This window comes from Brevundimonas diminuta (genome assembly GCF_022654015.1).
In the GTDB taxonomy this organism is placed as follows: domain Bacteria; phylum Pseudomonadota; class Alphaproteobacteria; order Caulobacterales; family Caulobacteraceae; genus Brevundimonas; species Brevundimonas diminuta_C.
The window spans coordinates 2194196-2214129 of the sequence record NZ_CP073063.1 but is presented as its reverse complement, the minus strand read 5'-3'; the positions used below and the strand labels follow the sequence as shown (position 1 = coordinate 2214129).

Below are 19934 nucleotides of genomic sequence, written 5' to 3'. Positions count from 1 at the left end.
GCAGAGGCCGCGGGGTGCGTAGTCTTTCCAGCCCCGCGGCCTTTTTGCGTCCTGTCCTCGCCTGAAGCGGCTTGAGGACGGCGCTCAACCTATTGAATTCCGAGGAGCATCCGATGCTAGACGCCAATTTGAAATCCCAGCTCGAAGCCTACCTCAAGAACATCGTCCACCCCGTCGAACTGGTCGCCTCGCTGGGTGCGGGGCCCAAGTCGATCGAGTTGAAGACCCTGCTGGAGGAGATCGTCTCGGTCTCGCACGGCAAGGTCGAGATGGGCCGCGACTATGACGACGAGCGCCAGCCCAGCTTCCTGATCCGCAGGAAGGGCACGGACATCGGCGTGCGGTTCGCGGGCATTCCGCTGGGCCACGAGTTCACCTCGCTGGTGCTGGCCCTGCTGCACGTCGGCGGCCATCCGTCCAAGGCGGCGCAGGAGGTGATCCAGCAGGTCAGGGACCTGGACGGCGACTATGTGTTCGAGACCTATTTCTCGCTGTCGTGCCAGAACTGCCCGGACGTGGTGCAGGCGCTGAACCTGATGAGCGTGATCAATCCGCGCATCAAACACGTCGCCATCGAGGGCGGCCTGTTCAAGGACGAGGTCGAGGAACGCAAGATCATGGCCGTGCCGACGGTCTTCCTGAACGGCGATCTGTTCGGTCAGGGGCGGATGGAGATGGAGCAGATCGTCGCCAAGCTGGATTCCGGCGCCGAAGCCCGCGCGGCCGAGCGTCTGAAGTCCAAGGATCCGTTCGAGGTTCTGGTGGTCGGCGGCGGGCCGGCCGGAGCGGCGGCCGCCATCTATACCGCGCGCAAGGGCATTCGCACGGGCGTCGTCGCCGAACGCTTCGGCGGCCAGGTGCTGGACACGATGGCCATCGAGAACTTCGTCTCGGTCCCCTACACCGAAGGACCCAAGCTGGCGGCCCATCTGGAGCAGCACGTCCGCGAGTATGAAGTGGACCTGATGAACCTGCAGAAGGCGGCCAAGCTGATCCCGGCCAAGGTTCCAGGCGGCCTGCACGAGGTGGTGCTGGAGAACGGCGCATCGCTGAAATCGCGGACCGTCATCCTGTCGACCGGCGCGCGCTGGCGCCAGATGAACGTGCCGGGCGAGGAGCAGTACAAGAACAAGGGCGTGGCCTATTGCCCGCACTGCGACGGGCCGCTGTTCAAGGGCAAGCGGGTGGCGGTGATCGGCGGCGGTAACTCCGGCGTCGAGGCGGCGATCGACCTGGCGGGCATCGTGGCCCATGTGACCCTGATCGAATACGACAGCGAGCTGCGGGCCGATGCGGTGCTGCAGCGCAAGCTGGCGACCCTGCCGAACGTGCGGATCGTGACCTCGGCCCTGACGACCCAGGTGCATGGCGACGGCGAGAAGGTGACGGGTTTGTCCTACAAGGACCGCAACTCCGACGCCCATCACGACGTCGATCTGGAAGGCATCTTCGTGCAGATCGGTCTGGTCCCGAACACCGAATGGCTGCACGGCGCGGTGGGCCTGACCCCTCGCGGCGAGATCGAGGTGGATCACCGCGGCGAGACCTCGCAGCCGGGCATCTTTGCGGCGGGCGACGCGACGACCGTGCCCTACAAGCAGATCGTCATCGCCATGGGCGAGGGGTCCAAGGCGGGTCTGTCGGCCTTCGACTACATGATCCGCACCGAGCCGGCGAAAGAGGCGGTGGTCGAACCGGCGTGATCTAATCGGGCCGTGCGATCCGTTATCGCACGGCCTTCACGATCTCGACCAGGATCGCCCAGATCAGGGTGACGAGGAAGTAAATCCAGCGGGCGGCGAGATACAGGCCCATCGGCGCCGCCCACAGCAAAGCCCAGACATTGTAAGGCAGCGAGGAGTGGGTAAGCTTGCCCACGACCAGCGCGAGCGCCCACATCGGTAACGACAGCAGCAGATAGTTGACCAAGGTGATCCTGGGCCGCAACCACGCCCAGACTGTCGTGGGTTTCGCTTCCGCCGGCTCGGCCTTTCTTTTCCGCCGCGCCATCTCGCCTAGAAGCGCCGTGCGAGACCGACGCCGAACTCAACATCCGGGCTGTCGTCGTTCAGGCCGAAGTTGAGGCCGAAATCCAGCTGGGCGTCGGGCAGGGCCGGGGGCGACCAGACGGCGGTCAGGTCGAAGGTGGACGGCGTGGTCGGCGCGACGGGATCATCGTCGCGGCTGATCCAGACCTCGGCGCCCAGGTCCCATTGGCCGAAACCGCGTCCGACGCCGGCGACCATCGTATAGGCGCCGTGGCGGCCGTCGCCGTCCGCATCCGAGACCCAGTCGATCTGGGGCGACAGGCTCAGGCTCCAGTCGTCGTTCAGCGGGATGGAGACCGGCAAGATGACGCCGCCCTCGAAACCGTCGGCGCGAATATCGCGCGCACCCGTCGGCGCAGTGATGAAGCCGGAAATCGCAACGGACAGGCCCGAGCCGTCAGGGTTCTTCAGCGAGTGGCGCAGGCCGATACTGAGATCGCCGACGCCTTCGGCCACATCACGGTCGCCAGTCGCGCGGTCGAGGCTTCGTTCGCGGTTCCACGTCGTGAGCCCGAGTTGAAGCTCGGTCAGGCCCGTCAGGCCATAGCGCACGAAGAGATCGCCAGCGTCCCAGGTGTCGGTCCGTGTGGTGTCGTCCGTCTGACGCGCGCCGTCGAACAGGCCGAGTTCGACCTGCCAGCGGCCCTTGTCGAGGATGCAGGTCGGCGTGCCCTTGCCGGGGCGATCGGCGCAGAAATCGCGCTCTGGCGCAGACTGAGCCGCCACCGCCGTGGGTGAGGCCAGGCAGGCGATCAGGGCAATTAGAAGGGGCGGGCGCATGGCGGATCTCGCAGCGATGTCTCGCCCGATCATGCCGCCCGCGCCTTAATCAGCCGTGACGCCGAGCCGAACAACAAGCCGGATGTCAGGCCGGCTTTTCTTCCAGACGCTTGTCCAGATAGGCGCCGACGCGGGTTTCGACCGCGCTCATATGGTCCTGCCAGAAGTGGCTGGCGCCCTCTTCCAGTTCGTAGTCGATGATGATGCCCTTTTGGGTGCGCAGCTTGTTGACCACGCGCTCGACCTCGACCGGCGGGACGATGGTGTCGGCCGTGCCGTGCAGGAACAGGCCGGACGCCGGGCAGGGCGCCAGGAAGCTGAAGTCGTACATGTTCGACGGCGGCGAGACCGAGATGAAGCCGTCCGTCTCGGGGCGACGCATCAGAAGCTGCATGCCGATGTAGGCGCCGAACTGATAGCCGGCGACCCAGGTCTGGCTGGCGCCGGGATTGTTGGCCTGGAGCCAATCGAGGGCGGTGGCCGCGTCGGCCAGCTCCCCGATGCCCGAATCGAACTCGCCCTGCGACTTGCCGACGCCGCGCGAGTTGTAGCGCAGGGTCGCAAAGCCGCGCTGCTGGAACAGCTGGTGCAGGGTGACCGCGACCGGGTTGTTCATATGCCCGCCCGCCTTGGGGTGCGGGTGCAGGATCAGCGCGATCGGCGCATTCGGGCGCTTGCCCGGGGAATAGCGGCCTTCGATGCGACCGGAGGCGCCGGGCAGGATGACTTCAGGCATAGGGGCTCTGGAATCCGTTCAACTGTCATTTCGCGAATGCGTAATACTTGACCGCAGAGGTGGGACTTTCTAAGTCCCTCCGCAAGCGCGCCGCCTTTGCGAAGGCGCGGGTTCTAGCACAGGAGCCCCGAAAAGCGCGCAATTTTTGAAGGTGCGAAATGCGTCTGTCGACCAAGGGACGATACGCCGTGATGGCGATGGCCGATCTGGCGAAGAACGGACGCGGCGAGAGCGGTGAAATCCGGGCGGTTTCGCTGGCCGAGATCGCCGCGCGCCAGGAGATTTCGCTGAGCTATCTGGAGCAGTTGTTCGCTCGTCTGAGGAAGAGCGAACTGGTCAAGAGCGTGCGCGGGCCGGGCGGCGGATACCGTCTGGCCAAGGCGGCGCATGAAACGGTGGTCGCCGAGATCGTGCTGGCGGTGGATGAACCGATCCGGGCGACGCGGTGCGTGGCGCATGGCTCGCCCAAGGGCTGCATGCTGGCCGGCGAGCGCTGCATCACCCACAATCTCTGGGAAGACCTGGGCGACGAAATCCATCGCTATCTGGCGGGCGTGTCGCTGGAAGATGTGGTGATGAACCGCACGGGCCAGCGTCGGCGCAACGTCGAGCCCTCTGCCGTGGGGGTGGCGGCATGAGCGGCGTCTATCTGGACTACAACGCCTCGGGCCTGGTGCGGCCGGAAGTGCTGGACGTCATGGCGCGGGCGCTGGCCGACAACGGCAATCCGTCGGCGGTCCATGCGGCGGGCCGGCGGGCGCGGGCGCGGGTCGAGACCGCGCGGGCGCAGGTCGCGGACCTGGTCGGGGCCGATCCGACGGCGGTGGTGTTCAACTCAGGCGGCACTGAAGCCAATGCCCAGGGCATCGCCAGCGCGCTGGCGGCCGGTTGCGAACGGCTGATCGTGTCGGCGACCGAGCATCCGTGCGTGGCCGAAGCGGCCGCGAATGCGGGCGTAGCCGTAGAGGTCCTGCCGGTCGATGCGAACGGGGTGGTGGATCTGGACTGGCTGGCCGACGCGCTGCGCCGTCCGGGTCGGGCCGTGGTCGCCATCCATCACGCGAACAACGAAAGCGGCGTCATCCAGCCGATCGCCGAGGCGGCGGCGCTGGTACGGGCGGCGGGCGGCTGGCTGCATGTCGACGCCATCCAGTCGGCGGGCAAGATCGCGGTCGACATGCGCGCGCTGGACGCGGACACCCTGACCCTGTCGGCGCACAAGCTGGGCGGGGCGCAGGGCGTCGGCGCCCTGATCTTCAAGGAAGGCCTGTCGGGCGTGCGGATTTTGCACGGCGCGGGGCAGGAGCGGGGCCTGCGCGCCGGGACCGAGAATGTGCCGGGCATCGCCGGGTTCGGGGTCGCGGCCGATTGCGCCGCGCGGGATCTGGAGACGATGGCCGCGCACGTCGCCTGGCGCGATGCGGCCGAAGCCAAGGTCAAGGCCGCGGGCGCGACGATCATCGGCGGAGGCGTGGCGCGGCTGCCCAACACCCTGTTCATGGCGGTCGAGGGCTGGGACAGTCCGCAGCAGCTGATCACCCTGGATCTGACGGGCGTCATGGTGTCCGCCGGCTCGGCCTGCTCGTCGGGCAAGGTGAAGCCGTCCAAGACCATCAGCGCCATGGGCCTGAATGCGCTGGCGACCGGGGGCGTACGCGTCTCCGGCGGATGGGGCACGGTCGAGGGCGACTGGGCGCGGTTCGCCGACGCCTGGGTCGCCGCCTACAACAAGCACAAGACGCGCGCCGCCGAGCGCGTGAGAGAGGTCGCCTGATGGCCGCCGTCAAGGAAACGATCGACGCCGTCGCCGCGCTGGAGAAGTACGAGCACGGTTTCACGTCCGACATCGAGACGGAGTATGCGCCCAAGGGATTGAGCGCCGAGATCGTGCGCTTCATTTCCGAAAAGAAGGGCGAGCCGGAATGGATGCTGGAATGGCGTCTGGCCGCCTATGAGCGCTGGCTGGCGATGGAGGAGCCGACCTGGGCGGCGGTCCGTTACGAGCCCGTCGATTATCAGGACCTGTTCTACTATGCCGCGCCCAAGAAGAAGGACGGGCCCAAGTCGCTGGACGAGGTCGATCCCGAGATCCTGGAAATCTACAAGAAGCTGGGCATCCCGCTGAAGGAGCAGGAGGTGCTGGCCGGGGTGCAGGGCGCGCCCAAGGTCGCCGTGGACGCCGTGTTCGACAGCGTGTCGGTGGTCACGACCTTCAAGGAAGAACTGGCCAAGGTCGGCGTGATTTTCATGCCGATTTCAGAGGCCTTGCGCGAATATCCTGATCTGGTGCGGCAATACCTGGGGTCGGTGGTGCCGGTCTCTGACAACTATTTCGCAGCGCTGAACAGCGCGGTCTTTTCGGACGGGTCGTTCGTCTACATCCCGCCGGGCGTGAAATGTCCGATGGAGCTGTCGACCTATTTCCGCATCAATGCGAGCCAGACGGGCCAGTTCGAACGCACTCTGATCATCGCCGACAAGGGGGCCTACGTCTCCTATCTGGAAGGCTGCACCGCGCCGATGCGCGACGAGAACCAGCTGCATGCGGCCGTGGTCGAGATCGTGGCGCTGGACGACGCCGAGGTGAAATATTCGACGGTCCAGAACTGGTATCCGGGCGACGCCGAGGGCAAGGGCGGCATCTACAACTTCGTCACCAAGCGCGCCGACTGTCGGGGCGATCGGTCCAAGGTGTCGTGGACCCAGGTCGAGACCGGCTCGGCCGTGACCTGGAAATATCCATCCTGCATCCTGAAGGGCGAGGAGAGCTCGGGCGAGTTCTATTCCATCGCCATCACCAACGGGCATCAGCAGGCCGACACCGGCACCAAGATGATCCATCTGGGCAAGAATTCGAAGTCGCGGATCATCGCCAAGGCGGTGTCGGCGGGTCGGTCGGATTCGACCTATCGCGGTCTCGTCTCGGTGCATCCGAAGGCGACGGGCGTGCGCAACTTCACCCAGTGCGACAGCCTGCTGATCGGCAAGGACTGCGGCTCGCACACCATTCCCTATATCGAGGCGCGCAACGGCTCGGCCCAGCTGGAACACGAGGCGACGACGACGCGCCTGTCTGACGACCAGCTGTTCTACGCCCAGCAGCGCGGGCTGTCGCAGGAGGAGGCGGTGGCCCTGCTGGTCAACGGCTTCGTGCGCGACGTGATGCAGAAACTGCCGATGGAGTTCGCCGTCGAGGCGCAGAAGCTGGTGGCGATCAGCCTTGAAGGCTCGGTTGGATAATCAAGAAGAAACAATGCTTAATATCAACAACCTTCATGTCTCTGTCGGCGAAAAGCCGATCCTCAAGGGGCTGACGCTCGACGTTCCCGCGGGCGAGGTGCACGCCATCATGGGGCCGAACGGGGCCGGGAAATCGACGCTGGGCTACGCCCTCTCGGGACGGCCGGGCTATGAGGCGACTGAAGGGTCTGTCGAATGGTCGGGCGAGGACCTGCTGGCGCTGGACCCGGCTGAGCGGGCGGCCAAGGGCGTCTTCCTGTCGTTCCAGTATCCGATCGAGATCCCCGGCGTGCCGGCTCTGACCTTCGTGCGGACGGCGCTGAACGCCCAGAAACGCGCGCGGGGCGAGGAGGAGGTGGCGGCGCCGGCCTTCCTGAAGCTGGTGCGGGAAGCGTCCAAGGCGCTGAAGATGGACTTCGACATGCTGAAGCGGCCGTTGAACGTCGGCTTCTCCGGCGGTGAGAAGAAGCGGATGGAGATCCTGCAGATGGCCCTGCTGGAGCCGTCGCTGCTGATCCTGGACGAAACCGATTCCGGCCTGGACATCGACGCCCTGCGCATCGTGTCGGAAGGGGTCAACGCGCTGCGTCGTCCCGACCGCGCCATGCTGGTGATCACCCACTATCAGCGCCTGCTCGACTACATCAAACCGGACCGGGTGCATGTGCTGGCCGGCGGTCGGATCGTCGCCTCGGGCGGGCCGGAGTTGGCGTTGGAGCTGGAGGCGGAAGGCTACGACAAATATCTGCCGCCAGTCCTAGAGGGGGCGGCATGAGCGCGGCCTTCGCCATCGACCTGACCGACGCCGAAACCTATCCGTCCCGACGGACGGAAGCGTGGAAATACAGCGACCTGAAGCGCTATCTTCGCGCCGCGCCGGAGCCGTCAGGCACGGCCGAGGTCGGGCCGCCGGGACCGTTTTATGATCTGGGCGGCGAGGCGATCGTCTTCGCCAACGGACGCGCCGTGGGCGTGACCGACTTCATCGCCTCGGGCGAGCGGACCCTGCGGCTGCGCTATGTGTCGGACGCCGTCGGCACGGGCCACACGGCCAGCGCGCGGGTTTCGGCGCGCGCGGGCGCCAAGCTGCTGCTGCTGGAAACGCACGAGGGCGCAGGCTCGGCCTACGTCGCGCACAATACGCTGGAGCTGGACGTGGCGGCCGGCGCCGAGGTGACGCGCGTCGTCCTGGTCGAGGAGCCGGAGGACGCCATCTCCATCGCCGAGGCCCATGTGAAGGTCGAGGCGGGCGGCGTCTATCGCCAGACCATCGTCACGACCGGCGCCAAGCTGCAGCGGATCGAAACGCGCATCACCCACTATGCGCAAGGTGCTCAGGTCCAGGCCGACGGCCTTTATCTGCTGAACGGAGCGCGCCATGCGGATCTGACCAGCGTGGTGCGTCATGTGGAACACGACGGCGCAACCAGCCAGTTGATCAAGGGCGTGGCCCGCGATACGACGCGCGGCGTCTTCCAGGGCAAGATCGTGGTCGAGCGCGGCGCGGACGGCACCGATGCGCGGATGGGCCACCATGCTCTGATCGCCTCCGAGCGGGCCGAGATCGACGCCAAGCCGGAACTGATCATCTATGCCGACGACGTCCAGTGCGCGCACGGCAATACGGTGGGGACGCTGGACGAAAGCGCCCTGTTCTACATGCAGCAGCGCGGCATTCCGGCCGACGAAGCGCGCGCCCTGCTGACCCAGGCCTTCCTGATCGAGGTCATCGACCGGATCGAGCATGAGGGCGCGAGAGAGGTGGCGCGGGAATGGCTGACGGCGCGGTTGTGAACACCTTCGATCCCTATGCCGTGCGGGCGCAGTTCCCGATCCTGTCGCGACAGGTGAACGGCAAGCCGCTGGTCTATCTGGACAATGCGGCCTCGGCCCAGAAGCCGCGTGCGGTGATCGACGCCCTGGTGGCGACGATGGAGGGCGGTTACGCCAACGTCCACCGGGGGCTGCACACCCTGTCGAACGAGGCGACCGAGGCCTTCGAGAAGGCGCGCGAGATCGTCGCCCGCTTCCTGAATGCCGAGAGCGCCGAACAGGTGGTCTGGACCAAGGGCGGGACGGAGGCGATCAACCTGGTGGCCAACGGGCTGGGGCTGAGCATCGAGCCGGGCGACGAGATCATCGTCTCGGAGATGGAGCATCACTCCAACATCGTGCCGTGGCATCTGCTGCGTGAACGGCGCGGGGCGGAGATCAAGTGGATTCCGGTCAAGGACGACGGGTCTCTGGACATGGCGGCCTATGCCGACCTGCTGGGGCCCAGGACGCGGATGGTTGCGGTCACCCACATGTCGAACGTGCTGGGGACGATCAATCCGGTCGCCGAGATCACGCGACTGGCCCAAGCGGCGGGGGCGCAGGTGCTGATCGACGGGTGCCAGGGGGCGGTTCATGCGACGCCGGACGTTCAGGCCATCGGCTGCGACTTCTACGTCCTGACCGGGCACAAGCTGTTCGCCCCGACCGGCATCGGCGCCCTGTATGGCAAGGCCGAGGCGCTGGAGGCGCTGCCGCCCTATCAGGGCGGGGGCGAGATGATCGAGACGGTCGAGCAGGACCGCGTGACCTATGCCCGGCCGCCGCACCGGTTCGAGGCGGGAACGCCCCCGATCCTGGAGGCCATCGGCTTGGGCGCCGCGTTGGACTGGCTGGCGCAATACGACCGGGCGGCCGTGCAGGCGCATGAGCACGCCCTTTATCAGCACGCTGTCGACCGACTTCAGGGGCAGACTTGGCTGCGGATTCTGGGGCAGGCCGAAGGCAAGGGCGCGATCCTGACCTTCGCCGTCGAGGGCGCGCACGCCCATGACGTGGCGCAGATCATGGATCGTTACGGGGTCGCTGTGCGGGCCGGTCTGCATTGCGCCGAGCCGCTGGCGAAAAGAATGGGCGTGACGTCGAGCACCCGCGCCTCCTTCGCCCTATATAACACCATGGAGGATGCCGACGCCTTCGTGGATGCGCTGATCAAGGCGCGGAACTTCTTCGTATAAGCCGATGACAGATCAACCGATTCAAGACAGCGACGCCTTCAGGGACGCCTGGGACGAGCCCCAGAAGAGCGCCCTTTCGCAGGCCGAGCTGGACACCCTGACCGATCAGCTGATCGAGGCGCTGAAGACGGTCTATGACCCGGAAATCCCGGTCGACATCTATGAACTAGGCCTGATCTACCGCGTGGACGTCAACGACGATCGCGACGTGGTGGTCGACATGACCCTGACGGCGCCGGGCTGTCCGGTCGCCGGCGAAATGCCGGGCTGGGTCGAGACGGCGGTGGAGAAGGTCGAGGGCGTGCGCAGCGCCAAGGCCAATCTGGTGTTCGATCCGCCGTGGGACGCCTCCAAGATGAGCGACGAGGCCAAGCTGGCCCTGAATATGTTCTGATGGGCATGTTCTGATGAGCGAGCTTCAAGCCACATCCCGTCCACGTCGCCCGCGCCCCAAGGCCGTCACCCTGACGGACGCGGCCGCCGAGCGGGTGCGTGAGATCCTGGACAATGCCGAGAACGATCACATCGGCCTGCGCATCGGCGTCAAGAATGGCGGTTGCGCGGGGCAGGAATACACCTTCGCCTATGCCGACGAGATCGGGCCGATGGACGAGGTGGTCGAGGACAAGGGCGTCACCATCCTGATCGAGCCCCGGGCTGTGCTGTTCCTGATCGGCACCGAGATCGACTATGAAACGACGCCTCTGGCGTCCAAGTTCGTGTTCAACAATCCGAACCAGACCGACGCCTGCGGCTGCGGCGAGAGCGTGACCATCGTGCCGGTCGCCGCCGACTGAAATGGCTTATGACGCGGACTTCGGCGAATGGGTGCGCGAGCATTTCCATGCGCTCGGCCGCCTGGAGATCAAGCGCATGTTCGGCGGGGCCGGGGTCTATGCCGCCGGCGTCATGTTCGCCCTGCTGGACGACGGCGTGGTCTGGCTGAAGGGCGACGAGGCCCTGGGCGAGGCCTTCGTCGAGGCTGGTTCGCGTCAGTTCACCTATCCGACCAAGGACGGCCGCACGATGAGCATGGGCTATTGGACCCTGCCCGAAACGGCCCTGGACGATCCCGACGAAGCCGTCGCCTGGGCGAGGCGTTCGCTGGACTTGGCGGTGAAGAAGGCGTCGGGGAAGAAGCCGAAGCCCGTTACTTAGTCGGTGTGTCGATCAGCACGGCCGGCGTTACAGGTTGACCCGTGGCTTGAGCGACGAGTTCGGCGGTGCGGTTTTCGATCACAGCGTCCAGGCGAGCCAGGAACTCTTCTTTGGGCAAGCCGACGGGGATCGGGTCGAGGAACTCCAGCGTCGCCGTGCCGGGGTGTTTTTCGTATTTCTCCTCGGGCCAGAAGAGGCCGAGGTTGGTGGCGAGCGGCACGACCGGCACGTCGAAGTCGCGATACATGTGCCAGACGCCGGAGCGGTATTTGAACTTCTGACCGACGGGCGCGAGGTGCCCCTCGGGATAGATCAGGATCTTGCGGTTCTCGGCGCGAGCCTCGGCGGCCCGCATGGCCAGAGCTTTGCGCGCTTCGTGGCCGCCGCAGGAGTTGACGACGATGGCGCCCAGCTTCTTCAGCACACCGCCCAGCAGGGGAAACTTTTCCAGGTGATCGCCGGTGACGAAGGCGATGTCGTCGAACTGATCGTAGGTCGCAAAGCCGTCGCCCCAGCTTTGATGTTTTGAGGCGATGATGAAGGCGCCCTCGGGCAGCCGATCCTTGCCGCGAACGTCCAGCTTGATGCCGGCGAAGATAGCCATGGCCTGGACCATGCGCTTCACATAGCGACGGATGACCCAGCTGGCCGGACCGCGACCGGGGGCGAGCGCGGCGAAGGCGGCGGTCAGCCCATAGCTGATCGACAGGATCCAGTAGGCGACATTGAAGGCAAAGCTGCGCATGGGACGACTATGGCAGAAAGCTTGGCCTTGTCAGACCCTAAGCCGCCTTTTCGAGCGAGGAGGCCGGCGTTACGCAGTTACGGCCCGCACGCTTGGATTCGTACAAGGCGGCGTCGGCGCGTTCCAGCAGGCTGGCGGCGGTTTCGCCCTTGCGGCGCTGGGCGAAGCCGGCGGAGACAGTCACCGAGCCCAGGTCATCATTGGTCGAACGACGGCGCAGCGCGCGTGACGCCACGTCGTTGCGGATGCTCTCCAACGCGGCCATGACGACCCCAGCGCCTTCACCCGGGAAGATGATCGCGAACTCCTCGCCGCCGAACCGTGCGGCGAATCGGGTCTTGCCGCAGATGTTGGACAGGACGGTGGAGACATAGCGCAGCACCTGGTCGCCGGTCTGGTGGCCCCAGGTGTCGTTGAACCGTTTGAAATGGTCGATGTCCAGGATGGCCAGGCTGAGCGGCGCGCCGTCATCCTCGGCGCAGGCGGCCTCGAGCCGTTCGTCGAAGGCCTTGCGGTTGGCCAGATTGGTCAGGGCGTCGGTCATGGCGTCGCGGCGCACCTGTTCCAGGTTTTCGCGCAGGCGGATGACTTCCTTGTTGGACTTTTCCAGACGTTTTTCGAGGATCGCCGTTTCGCGGCGCACGCGGTTGGTTGCGGTCGACAGGCCGCCGACCAGATCCTTCAGCGAGGACGGATCATCGACGGTTTCCATGCACTGGGAGGCGTCGGCGAGGGTCTCGCCATAGTCGTGCTGGGTCTTGTGCGCCATGGCGATGGCGCTGGCGACGCTGGCCAATTCGCGGTCCAGCACGGCGCCGACGTCGCGGATCTGATCCGGCAGGCGACCGCGCGGCAGGAACTCGGCGGCCAGCATTTCGGACGTCTTGTCAGTGATGACGGCGGACTGCGCCAGCAGACGGCGGATTTCCTGGGCAAGGGGGCCGTCGGGATCGCTGATGTAGTGCAGCCAAAGCTCGAAGTTCAGCGGCGTGGGCCACACGCCGGCTTTTTCCATTTCGCCGATGACGTTGCGCGCCAAAGCATAGGCTTGAGGAGCTCTTAGCGCCGTCTCGACCTTTTTTGACATTCTTGTTCCCCCGAGCTCCTGTTCTGGAGCTGTGTCGGGGCGCACACTACGGGATGTTCCGTAATGCAGGGTAAACGACGCGGCGTTTCACCGCGCCGTTGTGTACGAGTTCAGGCGCGGATGACGACGGGCCGGCGCAGGAAGGCGGGGATGTCGTCGCCGAAGCCACGCACGCCCTGGCGCTGAGTATCGCTCTTGTCGGCCTTGCGGTCACCGCGGCGATCGGATTGCAGCAGGTGCGGCTCGCGGTCTGCGCGCTCGGTACGCGGGGCGCGGGCCGTTTCGACGGGTTCGACGATCGCATCCGCCTCGACTGCGGCGGCGACGGGGGCCGCAACTTCGACCGGCGCCTCGGGGCGGGCCTTGCGGCGGCTGCGGCTGCGGGGCGCCGCAGCCTCTTCAGACGATGGCGCGGCGGTGACCGGGGCGGTGTCGACAGGCTCGGCGGACGGGGTGGGCGCGCTGCTGGTGCGCGACCGGCTGCGACCGCGTTCGCCCGAGCGTTTGTCGTCGCGGCGCGGGCCGTCTTTAATGGCGGCGAAGTCGATGCCTTCAAGAACCAGCTCTTCCGGGTCCTTCTTGATCAGCTTCAGCACCTTATCCAGCGACTTGTCGTCGGCCGGGGTCACGATCATGAAGGCCTGGCCCAGCTTGCCGGCGCGGCCGGTGCGGCCGATGCGGTGGACGTAGTCGTCGGCGTGGTGCGAGACGTCGTAGTTGAAGACGTGGCTGACGTCCGGGATATCCAGGCCACGCGCGGCGACGTCCGAGGCCACCAGAATCTTCAGCGCGCCCGAGCGGAAGTCCGCCAGGGTCTTCATCCGGTGCGACTGATCCAGGTCGCCGTGGATCGGGGCAGCGTCGAAGCCGTGGGTCTTAAGCGACTTGGCGACGATATCGACTTCGGATTTGCGATTGCAGAAGACGATGCCGTTGCGCACGTCCTCGCGACCGACCAGGGCGCGCAGGGCGGTCCGCTTGGCCTTGGGGTCCGAGGTCGGGATGCGGACGATGTACTGGGTGATGGTGTCGGCGGTCATCGCCGGACGCGAGGCCTCGATCCGGGTCGGATCCTTGAGGAAGGCGGTCGTCAGGCGCGTGATCTCCGGCGGCATGGTGGCCGAGAAGAACAGGGTCTGGCGACGCGGCGGCGTCAGTTTGAAGATGCGTTCGATGTCGGGGATGAAGCCCATGTCCAGCATCCGGTCGGCCTCGTCGACGACCATGATCTCGACGCCGGTCAGCAGCATCTTGCCGCGTTCGAACAGGTCGAGCAGCCGGCCGGGCGTGGCGATCAGGACGTCGACACCCTTGTTCAGCGCCGCGACCTGGTCGCCCATGGAGACGCCGCCGATCAGCAGGACCCAGCTCAGCTTGGTGCCCTTGGCGTATTTGGCGAAGCTCTCGGCGACCTGATCGGCCAGTTCGCGGGTCGGCGCCAGGACGATGGCGCGCGGCATGCGGGCGCGGGCGCGGCCGGTGGACAGGCGATCGACCAGGGGCAGGGTGAAGGCGGCGGTCTTGCCGGTGCCGGTCTGGGCGATGCCCAGGACGTCGCGGCCGGCGAGGGCGACGGGGATCGCCTGTTCCTGAATGGGCGTGGCGGTCGTGTAGCCGGTGTCGGCGACGGCCTGAAGGGTCGTGGGCGAAAGGCCCAGTTGGGAAAATTCGGTCATGAATCCTTGGGAGAGAAAGCGTCTGCGTGCATAGCAGCGACGGAACCGCCCCTCTTCGGGCGAGCGGGCGGCGCGTATCGCAGACCTGTCCCGAGGCTGGGGGGGGCATATAGAAGCCCCTGCGCAGAAGTCAAGTATTCCTGGTTTTTCGCTCAGCAGGTCGCCGGCCGTAAAATGCGGCCCGCAAACGAAAATCGCCGGACGGGCGAGCCGTCCGGCGATCTGCTGGATCAGAGAGAAAGTGCGATCAGCGCTTGCCGAAGATCATGTCGCCCAGTTTGGCGAAGAAGCCCTTTTCCTCGGGCTTGGCGGCGGGCGCCGGCGCCGGCTTGGGGGCTTCGACCGGCTTGGCAGCGGAAGCCGGCATCGGCGCGGGCGCCGCAGCGGCGGGCGCAGCAGCGGGTGCGGGCGCAGCGGCGGGCTTGGGCGCGGCGACGGGGTCCGCAGGCTTGGGCGCTGCTGCGGCCGGCTTGGCGACAGGCGCAGCCTTCGGGGCGGCGGCGGGTTTCGAAGCGGCGGCCTTGGGCGCAGCGGTTTTGGTCGCTGCGGGCTTCGCCGTCGTCGCCTTCGCGGCGGCCGCTTTCGGAGCCGCAGCCTTCACTGGGGTCTTGGCGGCGGCGGGCTTGGGGGCGGCGGCTTTGGACGCGGCTTTTGGAGCCGCCTTGGGGGCAGGGGCGGTTTTCGGCTTGGTTGCGGCCTTGGCGGCGACCGGCTTAGCGGCAGCCTTGGGGGCGGCGGTTTTGGGCGCCGCAGCCTTGGGTGCGACAGCCTTGGCGGCGGCGGGCTTCGGCGCAGCGGCCGCCGGCTTTGCCACGGCCTTGGGCGCAGCGGTTTTCTCGGCGGCGATCTTCACGGCGCTCGACTTCGGCGCGGCTTTAGGCTTGGAAGCGGCGGTCGCCGGCTTTGGCGACGCAGGTTTAGACGTAGACGGTGACTTGGCCATGTATTCCCCGACCCCTCGGTTTGATAAAAACGCGGCGGCGACGGGCGTTCAGCACCGGATCGCTACGATTCGCCATATTACCGGTGTTTGAAAAATGTCCGAGTCCGCACTTCAGATAATCGCACGCGGCCCGCGCGCCGCCGCCGAGGCCGCCGCAGAGGCCGTAGACGCCGATCCGCGACTGGAAGGCGCGACCTATTCGATCCTGGAAGAGGACGAGGACAATGACGTCTGGCGCATCGACGCCTTCCCCACGACCGATGACGAGGTCGAGGGGCTGAAGGCGGTGCTGGCGGGCTATCCGGTGACGGTGCTGGTGGAGAAGCTGGCAGACGCTGACTGGCTGGCCATGTCGCTGTCGGGCCTGCCGCCGGTCGAGGCCGGACGGTTCTTCGTCTATGGCGCGCACGATCAGGGCAAGGTGCCCGAAGGCCGCGTCACGCTGAAGATCGACGCCGGCGCCGCCTTCGGCACGGGTCACCATGGCACGACGGTCGGCTGCCTGGAGGCGTTCGACAAGCTGCTGGAGACCGAAAGCTTCGATAAGGTGCTGGACGTGGGCTGCGGCACGGGCGTGCTGGCGATCGCGGCGGCCAAGACGGGCACGCCCATCGCCGTCGGCACCGACATCGACGAGCCCTCGGCCCGGATCGCCAACGAGAACGCCGAGATCAATGAGGCCAAGTGCGACTTCTATTTCGCCGATGGTCTCAGCGATCCGCGCATCGCCCAGCATCAGCCTTATGACCTGGTGTTCGCCAACATCCTGGCCGCGCCGCTGGTGCATCTGGCGCCCGAGATCGGGGCTGCGCTGAAGAGCGGCGGGGTCGCGATTCTGTCCGGCCTGCTGCGCACGCAGGAAGAGCGTGTGCTGGAGGCCTATCTGCCGCTGGGCTTTACGGTCGAGCAGACCATCCATCACGACGCCTGGAGCGCCCTGCAACTGCGCAAGGGCTGAGGATCGATCATGCGCCAGACTTTTGACGAGACGACCGACCCGTCCTTTGGGGCCAAGCACCTGCCGCTGCTGCGCGCCGAAATGGCCAAGCAGGGGCTGGACGGGTTTCTGATCCCGCATGAGGACGAGCATCAGAACGAATATCTGCCGGACGCGAACGAGCGCCTGGCCTGGGCGACCGGCTTCACCGGCTCGGCCGGGGCGGCGGTGGTGTTCCAGGATCGGGCCAGCATGTTCACCGACGGCCGCTACACCGTTCAGGTGAAGGCCCAGACCGATCCGGCGCTTTTCGAGCAGCGCGATCTGACCGAGGTCGCCGCCTATCTGGAGACGGCGGCGAAGGGGGCGGTGATCGGTTACGATCCGCGTCTGCACAGCCCCGACGCGCTCGTGGCATTGAAGGCGGCGGCGCAGAAGGCGGGGGCCGAGTTGCGCGCCGTGGAGGCCAATCCGCTGGATTTGGCCTGGGGCGCCGATCGTCCGGCCCAGCCGACGGCGCCGGTCGTGCCGCATGAGGACGCCTATTCCGGAGAGAGCCATGCAACGAAGCGGGCGCGGATCGGCAAGGCCGTGGCGGACGCCGGCGCAGATGCGGTGGTGCTGACGGCGCCGATGTCGATCGCCTGGCTGTTCAATGTGCGCGGCGGGGACGTGATCCGTTCGCCTCTGCCGATCGGTCAGGCCATTCTGGCGGCGGACGGCAAGGCGCGGCTGTTCCTGGACCCGGCCAAGGTGACGAATGCTTTGCCGGGCTGGCTGGGCGACGATGTTCGCATCGAGGCGACCGAGCAGCTGCCTGCGACGCTGGACGGGCTGTCGGGCCAAAAGGTCATGATCGATCCGTCTCTGTCCTCGGCCTGGTATTTCGACCGGCTGGACGCGGCGGGCGCGACGGTGGTGCGGGCTATGGACCCCTGCGCCATTCCTCGAGCCGCCAAGAATGCGGTGGAGATTGAGGGCAGCCGTCAGGCGCATATCCGCGACGGCGCGGCGCTGAGCCGGTTCCTGCACTGGGTCGACACCGTGGTGCAGGAGACCCTGCCGGACGAGCGCGAAGTGGTCGAGGCGCTGGAGCGATTCCGCGAGGAGACCGGCGCGCTGAAAGACCTGAGCTTCGACACCATCGCCGGGGCTGGGCCGAACGGGGCCTTGCCGCATTACAAGCCGGTCGGCGCCAGCATTCGCAAGGTCGAGAAGGGCTCGCTGCTGCTGGTGGACGGCGGCGGCCAGTATCTGGACGGCACGACCGACGTGACCCGCACCATGGCGGTGGGCGAGCCGAGCGAGGACCAGCGCCACAAGTTCACGCTGGTGTTGAAAGCGCATATCGCCATGGCGACGATCCGCTTCCCGGCCGGGACCAGCGGCATGGCGCTGGACGCTATCGCCAGGGCGCCGATGTGGGCGGCGGGGCTGGATTACGATCACGGCACCGGTCACGGCGTCGGCAGCTATCTGGGGGTCCACGAGGGGCCGCAGCGGATCGCGAAATGGGGCACGTCCCAGCCGCTGTTGGAAGGGATGATCCTGTCCAACGAGCCCGGCTATTACCGCGAAGGCCACTGGGGCATCCGCATCGAGACCCTGCAGGTGGTGACGCCGGCGGTGGTCCCCGAGGGCGGCGAGCGACCGATGCACGGGTTCGAGCAGCTGACGTTCGCGCCCATCGATCGCAAGCTGATCGCGGTCGAGATGCTGACGCCGGACGAGCGGGCCTATATCGACGCCTATCACGCCGAAACGCTGGCCAAGGTCGGGCCGTTGATCGACGGCGAGGCGCTGGACTGGCTAAAGCGGGCCTGCGCGCCGCTGTGACCTAAAGGACCGGAACCCGTCGCCGCAGGTGGGTGACGGGGACGGTCAGTTCGGCAAGCGCCGCCTTCATCGCCTCATAGCCTGTGGCGACGGGGCCGTCGTAGGTCTTCCAGTCGCGAATGTCGCTGCCGGCGACATGAGGCAGGACCAGAATGTCGGCGTCGGCGCGCGACTGGGTCATCTCGGCGTCGGTGGTGATGGTCGCCGAGCGCATCAGGATGGAAACGATGGGCGGGCCGGCCTTCCAGGCGCCGGACAGGACCCATTTCCACCAGGACGGCGGATTCTCCAGCGCCTGGGGATCGACGCCGCGCGTCTGGGACATGTCGACGCCGATGATCGGGCCGCTGTTCAGTTGACGCATGACGCTGGTGGGGAAGTTCTTCAAAACGGCGCCGTCCACCAACACCTGACCGTCCATCACGACCGGCGGCAGGACGCCGGGAATGGCGATGGAGGCGCGCATGGCCCGCCGCATCAGGCCCGTGCGATGGGCCTCGATTCGGCCCGAGGTCAGGTTCGAAGAGACGGCGAAGAAGGGCAGGGCCAGGTCCGCCAGATCGATGTCGCCGTAAGCCTGCTCCAGCAAACGGGCGACCTTGCGGGCGCGGGACATGGCGATGATCGGCACGGCGAGGTCCGACAGCGGATCGGACTCGACGAAGGCGCGCCGAATCTCGAAATCCAGCCGTTCGAAGGACCAGCCCAGGGCCGGGCCGGCCGCGACGACCGCGCCCATGGAGGCGCCGCCCGCGAAGTCGATGGGGACCTTGGCCTCTTCCAGGGCCCTGATCGCGCCGATGTGGCAATAGGCCCGCGCGCCGCCGCCGGACAAGACGAGGCCGACCGCCGTGCCGGTGACGACGCGGGCGATCCGCTCGGCGTCCTTGGCCAGTCCTTCGACGCAATGGAACCAGCGATCGGGCTGTAGCGCATCCAGCCAGACGCGGGTGTTGGCCGGATGATGCATGCGCGGATCGCGCAGCAGGATCAGGTCGGTCAGGCGGCGGCCGTCGCCGAAGCCCGCCCGGCGCGGCACGGCGGACGGCGGCGCCAGAAGGCCGCTGCCGACGATGAACATCCGGTCCACCTGACGCGCGCACAAACTGGCCCAGGCGGGCTGATCCTGTTCGGCGACATAAAGGACATAGTCGTGGTCGCCCTCCACCCGGCTGAACCACTCGGACGCCGAGGCCAGGGCCGACTGGTCGATGACCTGACAGGTGAAACCCATGGCCTGGATGGCGGCGGCGATGCGTTCGACGAAGGCGCGGATGGGGCGTGGGCGGGCCGAGACGAAGCCGAAGACGCTGGGCTCGGACGCGCCGGCCGTGCGTTCGCGGGCGCGGTGGATCATCAGCCGCGACAGTTCGACCATCAGGTCCGGCTCGGTGCGGGCGGCCTCGAAGAAGGCTTCGCGCGGCAGGGCCAGAATCTCGCTGTCCCTCAGGGCGACGACGGTGGCGGTGTGCGGCGTGCCGGCCAGCATGGCCATCTCACCCACCGGCTCGCCCGCCTTGACCACGCCCAGCATGTGCGGCGGTTGATCCGCTTCCATCCGAAACACGCCCAGACGGCCGGAGCGCACCAGATACAGGGTGTCGGCCGGATCGCCCTCGGTGAACAGGGGCTCGCCGCCGGTCAGCGCGAACCAGCTGGCCCGGTCGACCATGCGACCTTCGAAGATGCGCGCGAGCGAGGTCGCCAGCGTGTCGGGGCGAAGCGTGGCCATGGTTC

20 protein-coding genes are annotated in these 19934 nt (G+C 66.9%); 12 read left to right on the top strand and 8 right to left on the bottom strand.

Features of this window, described 5'->3' with window-relative positions:
* Positions 1-113 precede the first annotated feature (113 nt).
* Complete coding sequence (ahpF, locus tag KAK88_RS11025; RefSeq protein ID WP_242076676.1) at positions 114-1703, top strand: alkyl hydroperoxide reductase subunit F; 1590 nt, start codon at positions 114-116, stop codon at positions 1701-1703.
* Positions 1704-1725: 22 nt separating this feature from the next.
* Here the strand turns inward: ahpF and KAK88_RS11020 are convergent, their stop codons facing one another.
* The 3 genes from KAK88_RS11020 to KAK88_RS11010 form a co-directional block, all read right to left on the bottom strand.
* Positions 1726-2010 (bottom strand): hypothetical protein, encoded by a 285-nt coding sequence (locus KAK88_RS11020; protein ID WP_242076675.1) that lies wholly within the window; start codon positions 2008-2010, stop codon positions 1726-1728.
* A 5-nt stretch (positions 2011-2015) separates the two neighbouring features.
* Positions 2016-2828, bottom strand: coding sequence for a transporter (locus KAK88_RS11015; RefSeq protein ID WP_242076674.1), 813 nt, complete (start codon positions 2826-2828; stop codon positions 2016-2018).
* A gap of 85 nt (positions 2829-2913) precedes the next feature.
* Positions 2914-3564, bottom strand: a complete 651-nt coding sequence (locus KAK88_RS11010) for an alpha/beta hydrolase (protein ID WP_017504016.1) — start codon at positions 3562-3564, stop codon at positions 2914-2916.
* Positions 3565-3722: 158 nt separating this feature from the next.
* Here KAK88_RS11010 and KAK88_RS11005 point away from each other — a divergent pair, with 158 nt between their 5' ends.
* The 9 genes from KAK88_RS11005 to KAK88_RS10965 are packed head-to-tail and all read left to right on the top strand — an operon-like array spanning position 3723 to position 10973.
* The gene (locus KAK88_RS11005; RefSeq protein WP_055753471.1) at positions 3723-4202 is read left to right on the top strand and encodes an Rrf2 family transcriptional regulator; all 480 of its coding nucleotides are present in this window, start codon (positions 3723-3725) and stop codon (positions 4200-4202) included.
* Positions 4199-5338, top strand: coding sequence for a cysteine desulfurase family protein (locus KAK88_RS11000; RefSeq protein WP_242076673.1), 1140 nt, complete (start codon positions 4199-4201; stop codon positions 5336-5338). Before KAK88_RS11005 ends, KAK88_RS11000 begins: the two co-directional genes overlap by 4 nt.
* On the top strand, positions 5338-6804 hold the full coding sequence (gene sufB / locus KAK88_RS10995) for a Fe-S cluster assembly protein SufB (RefSeq protein WP_242076672.1): 1467 nt from the start codon (positions 5338-5340) through the stop codon (positions 6802-6804). Before KAK88_RS11000 ends, sufB begins: the two co-directional genes overlap by 1 nt.
* Positions 6805-6817: 13 nt before the next feature.
* Entirely contained in the window at positions 6818-7579 is a 762-nt protein-coding gene (gene sufC, locus KAK88_RS10990) for a Fe-S cluster assembly ATPase SufC (protein WP_242076671.1), read from the top strand.
* The gene (gene sufD, locus KAK88_RS10985) at positions 7576-8598 is read left to right on the top strand and encodes a Fe-S cluster assembly protein SufD (protein ID WP_242076670.1); all 1023 of its coding nucleotides are present in this window, start codon (positions 7576-7578) and stop codon (positions 8596-8598) included. The genes sufC and sufD overlap by 4 nt, the downstream gene beginning before the upstream one ends.
* Positions 8577-9815 (top strand): aminotransferase class V-fold PLP-dependent enzyme, encoded by a 1239-nt coding sequence (locus KAK88_RS10980; RefSeq protein WP_242076669.1) that lies wholly within the window; start codon positions 8577-8579, stop codon positions 9813-9815. Before sufD ends, KAK88_RS10980 begins: the two co-directional genes overlap by 22 nt.
* A 4-nt stretch (positions 9816-9819) precedes the next feature.
* A complete protein-coding gene (locus KAK88_RS10975) occupies positions 9820-10209 on the top strand; it encodes an SUF system Fe-S cluster assembly protein (protein ID WP_039247388.1) in 390 nt (129 codons plus the stop codon).
* 13 nt (positions 10210-10222) lie between these two features.
* Positions 10223-10612, top strand: a complete 390-nt coding sequence (locus KAK88_RS10970) for a HesB/IscA family protein (RefSeq protein ID WP_242076668.1) — start codon at positions 10223-10225, stop codon at positions 10610-10612.
* Between the two features lies 1 nt (position 10613).
* Positions 10614-10973 (top strand): TfoX/Sxy family protein, encoded by a 360-nt coding sequence (locus KAK88_RS10965; protein WP_242076667.1) that lies wholly within the window; start codon positions 10614-10616, stop codon positions 10971-10973.
* On the opposite strand, the gene KAK88_RS10960 is transcribed toward KAK88_RS10965, so the two are convergent.
* The 4 genes from KAK88_RS10960 to KAK88_RS10945 form a co-directional block, all read right to left on the bottom strand.
* Positions 10966-11718, bottom strand: a complete 753-nt coding sequence (locus KAK88_RS10960) for a lysophospholipid acyltransferase family protein (protein WP_242076666.1) — start codon at positions 11716-11718, stop codon at positions 10966-10968. The genes KAK88_RS10965 and KAK88_RS10960 overlap by 8 nt on opposite strands.
* Positions 11719-11755: 37 nt before the next feature.
* Positions 11756-12805, bottom strand: a complete 1050-nt coding sequence (locus tag KAK88_RS10955; RefSeq protein ID WP_055804927.1) for a GGDEF domain-containing protein — start codon at positions 12803-12805, stop codon at positions 11756-11758.
* 110 nt (positions 12806-12915) lie between these two features.
* Positions 12916-14481, bottom strand: a complete 1566-nt coding sequence (locus tag KAK88_RS10950; protein WP_242076665.1) for a DEAD/DEAH box helicase — start codon at positions 14479-14481, stop codon at positions 12916-12918.
* Between the two features lie 247 nt (positions 14482-14728).
* Positions 14729-15334: a hypothetical protein gene (locus KAK88_RS10945; RefSeq protein ID WP_242076664.1), complete on the bottom strand. Its 606-nt coding sequence runs from the start codon at positions 15332-15334 to the stop codon at positions 14729-14731.
* Between the two features lie 184 nt (positions 15335-15518).
* On the opposite strand from KAK88_RS10945, the gene KAK88_RS10940 reads away from it, so the two are divergent.
* Positions 15519-16382, top strand: a complete 864-nt coding sequence (locus KAK88_RS10940) for a 50S ribosomal protein L11 methyltransferase (protein ID WP_242076663.1) — start codon at positions 15519-15521, stop codon at positions 16380-16382.
* Between the two features lie 9 nt (positions 16383-16391).
* Positions 16392-18197 carry an aminopeptidase P family protein gene (locus KAK88_RS10935; RefSeq protein ID WP_242076662.1) on the top strand — a complete coding sequence of 602 codons (1806 nt, stop codon included), beginning with the start codon at positions 16392-16394 and terminating at the stop codon, positions 18195-18197.
* Position 18198: 1 nt separating this feature from the next.
* Here KAK88_RS10935 and KAK88_RS10930 read toward each other — a convergent pair whose 3' ends face one another.
* Positions 18199-19929: a patatin-like phospholipase family protein gene (locus tag KAK88_RS10930; protein WP_242076661.1), complete on the bottom strand. Its 1731-nt coding sequence runs from the start codon at positions 19927-19929 to the stop codon at positions 18199-18201.
* Positions 19930-19934 lie beyond the last annotated feature (5 nt).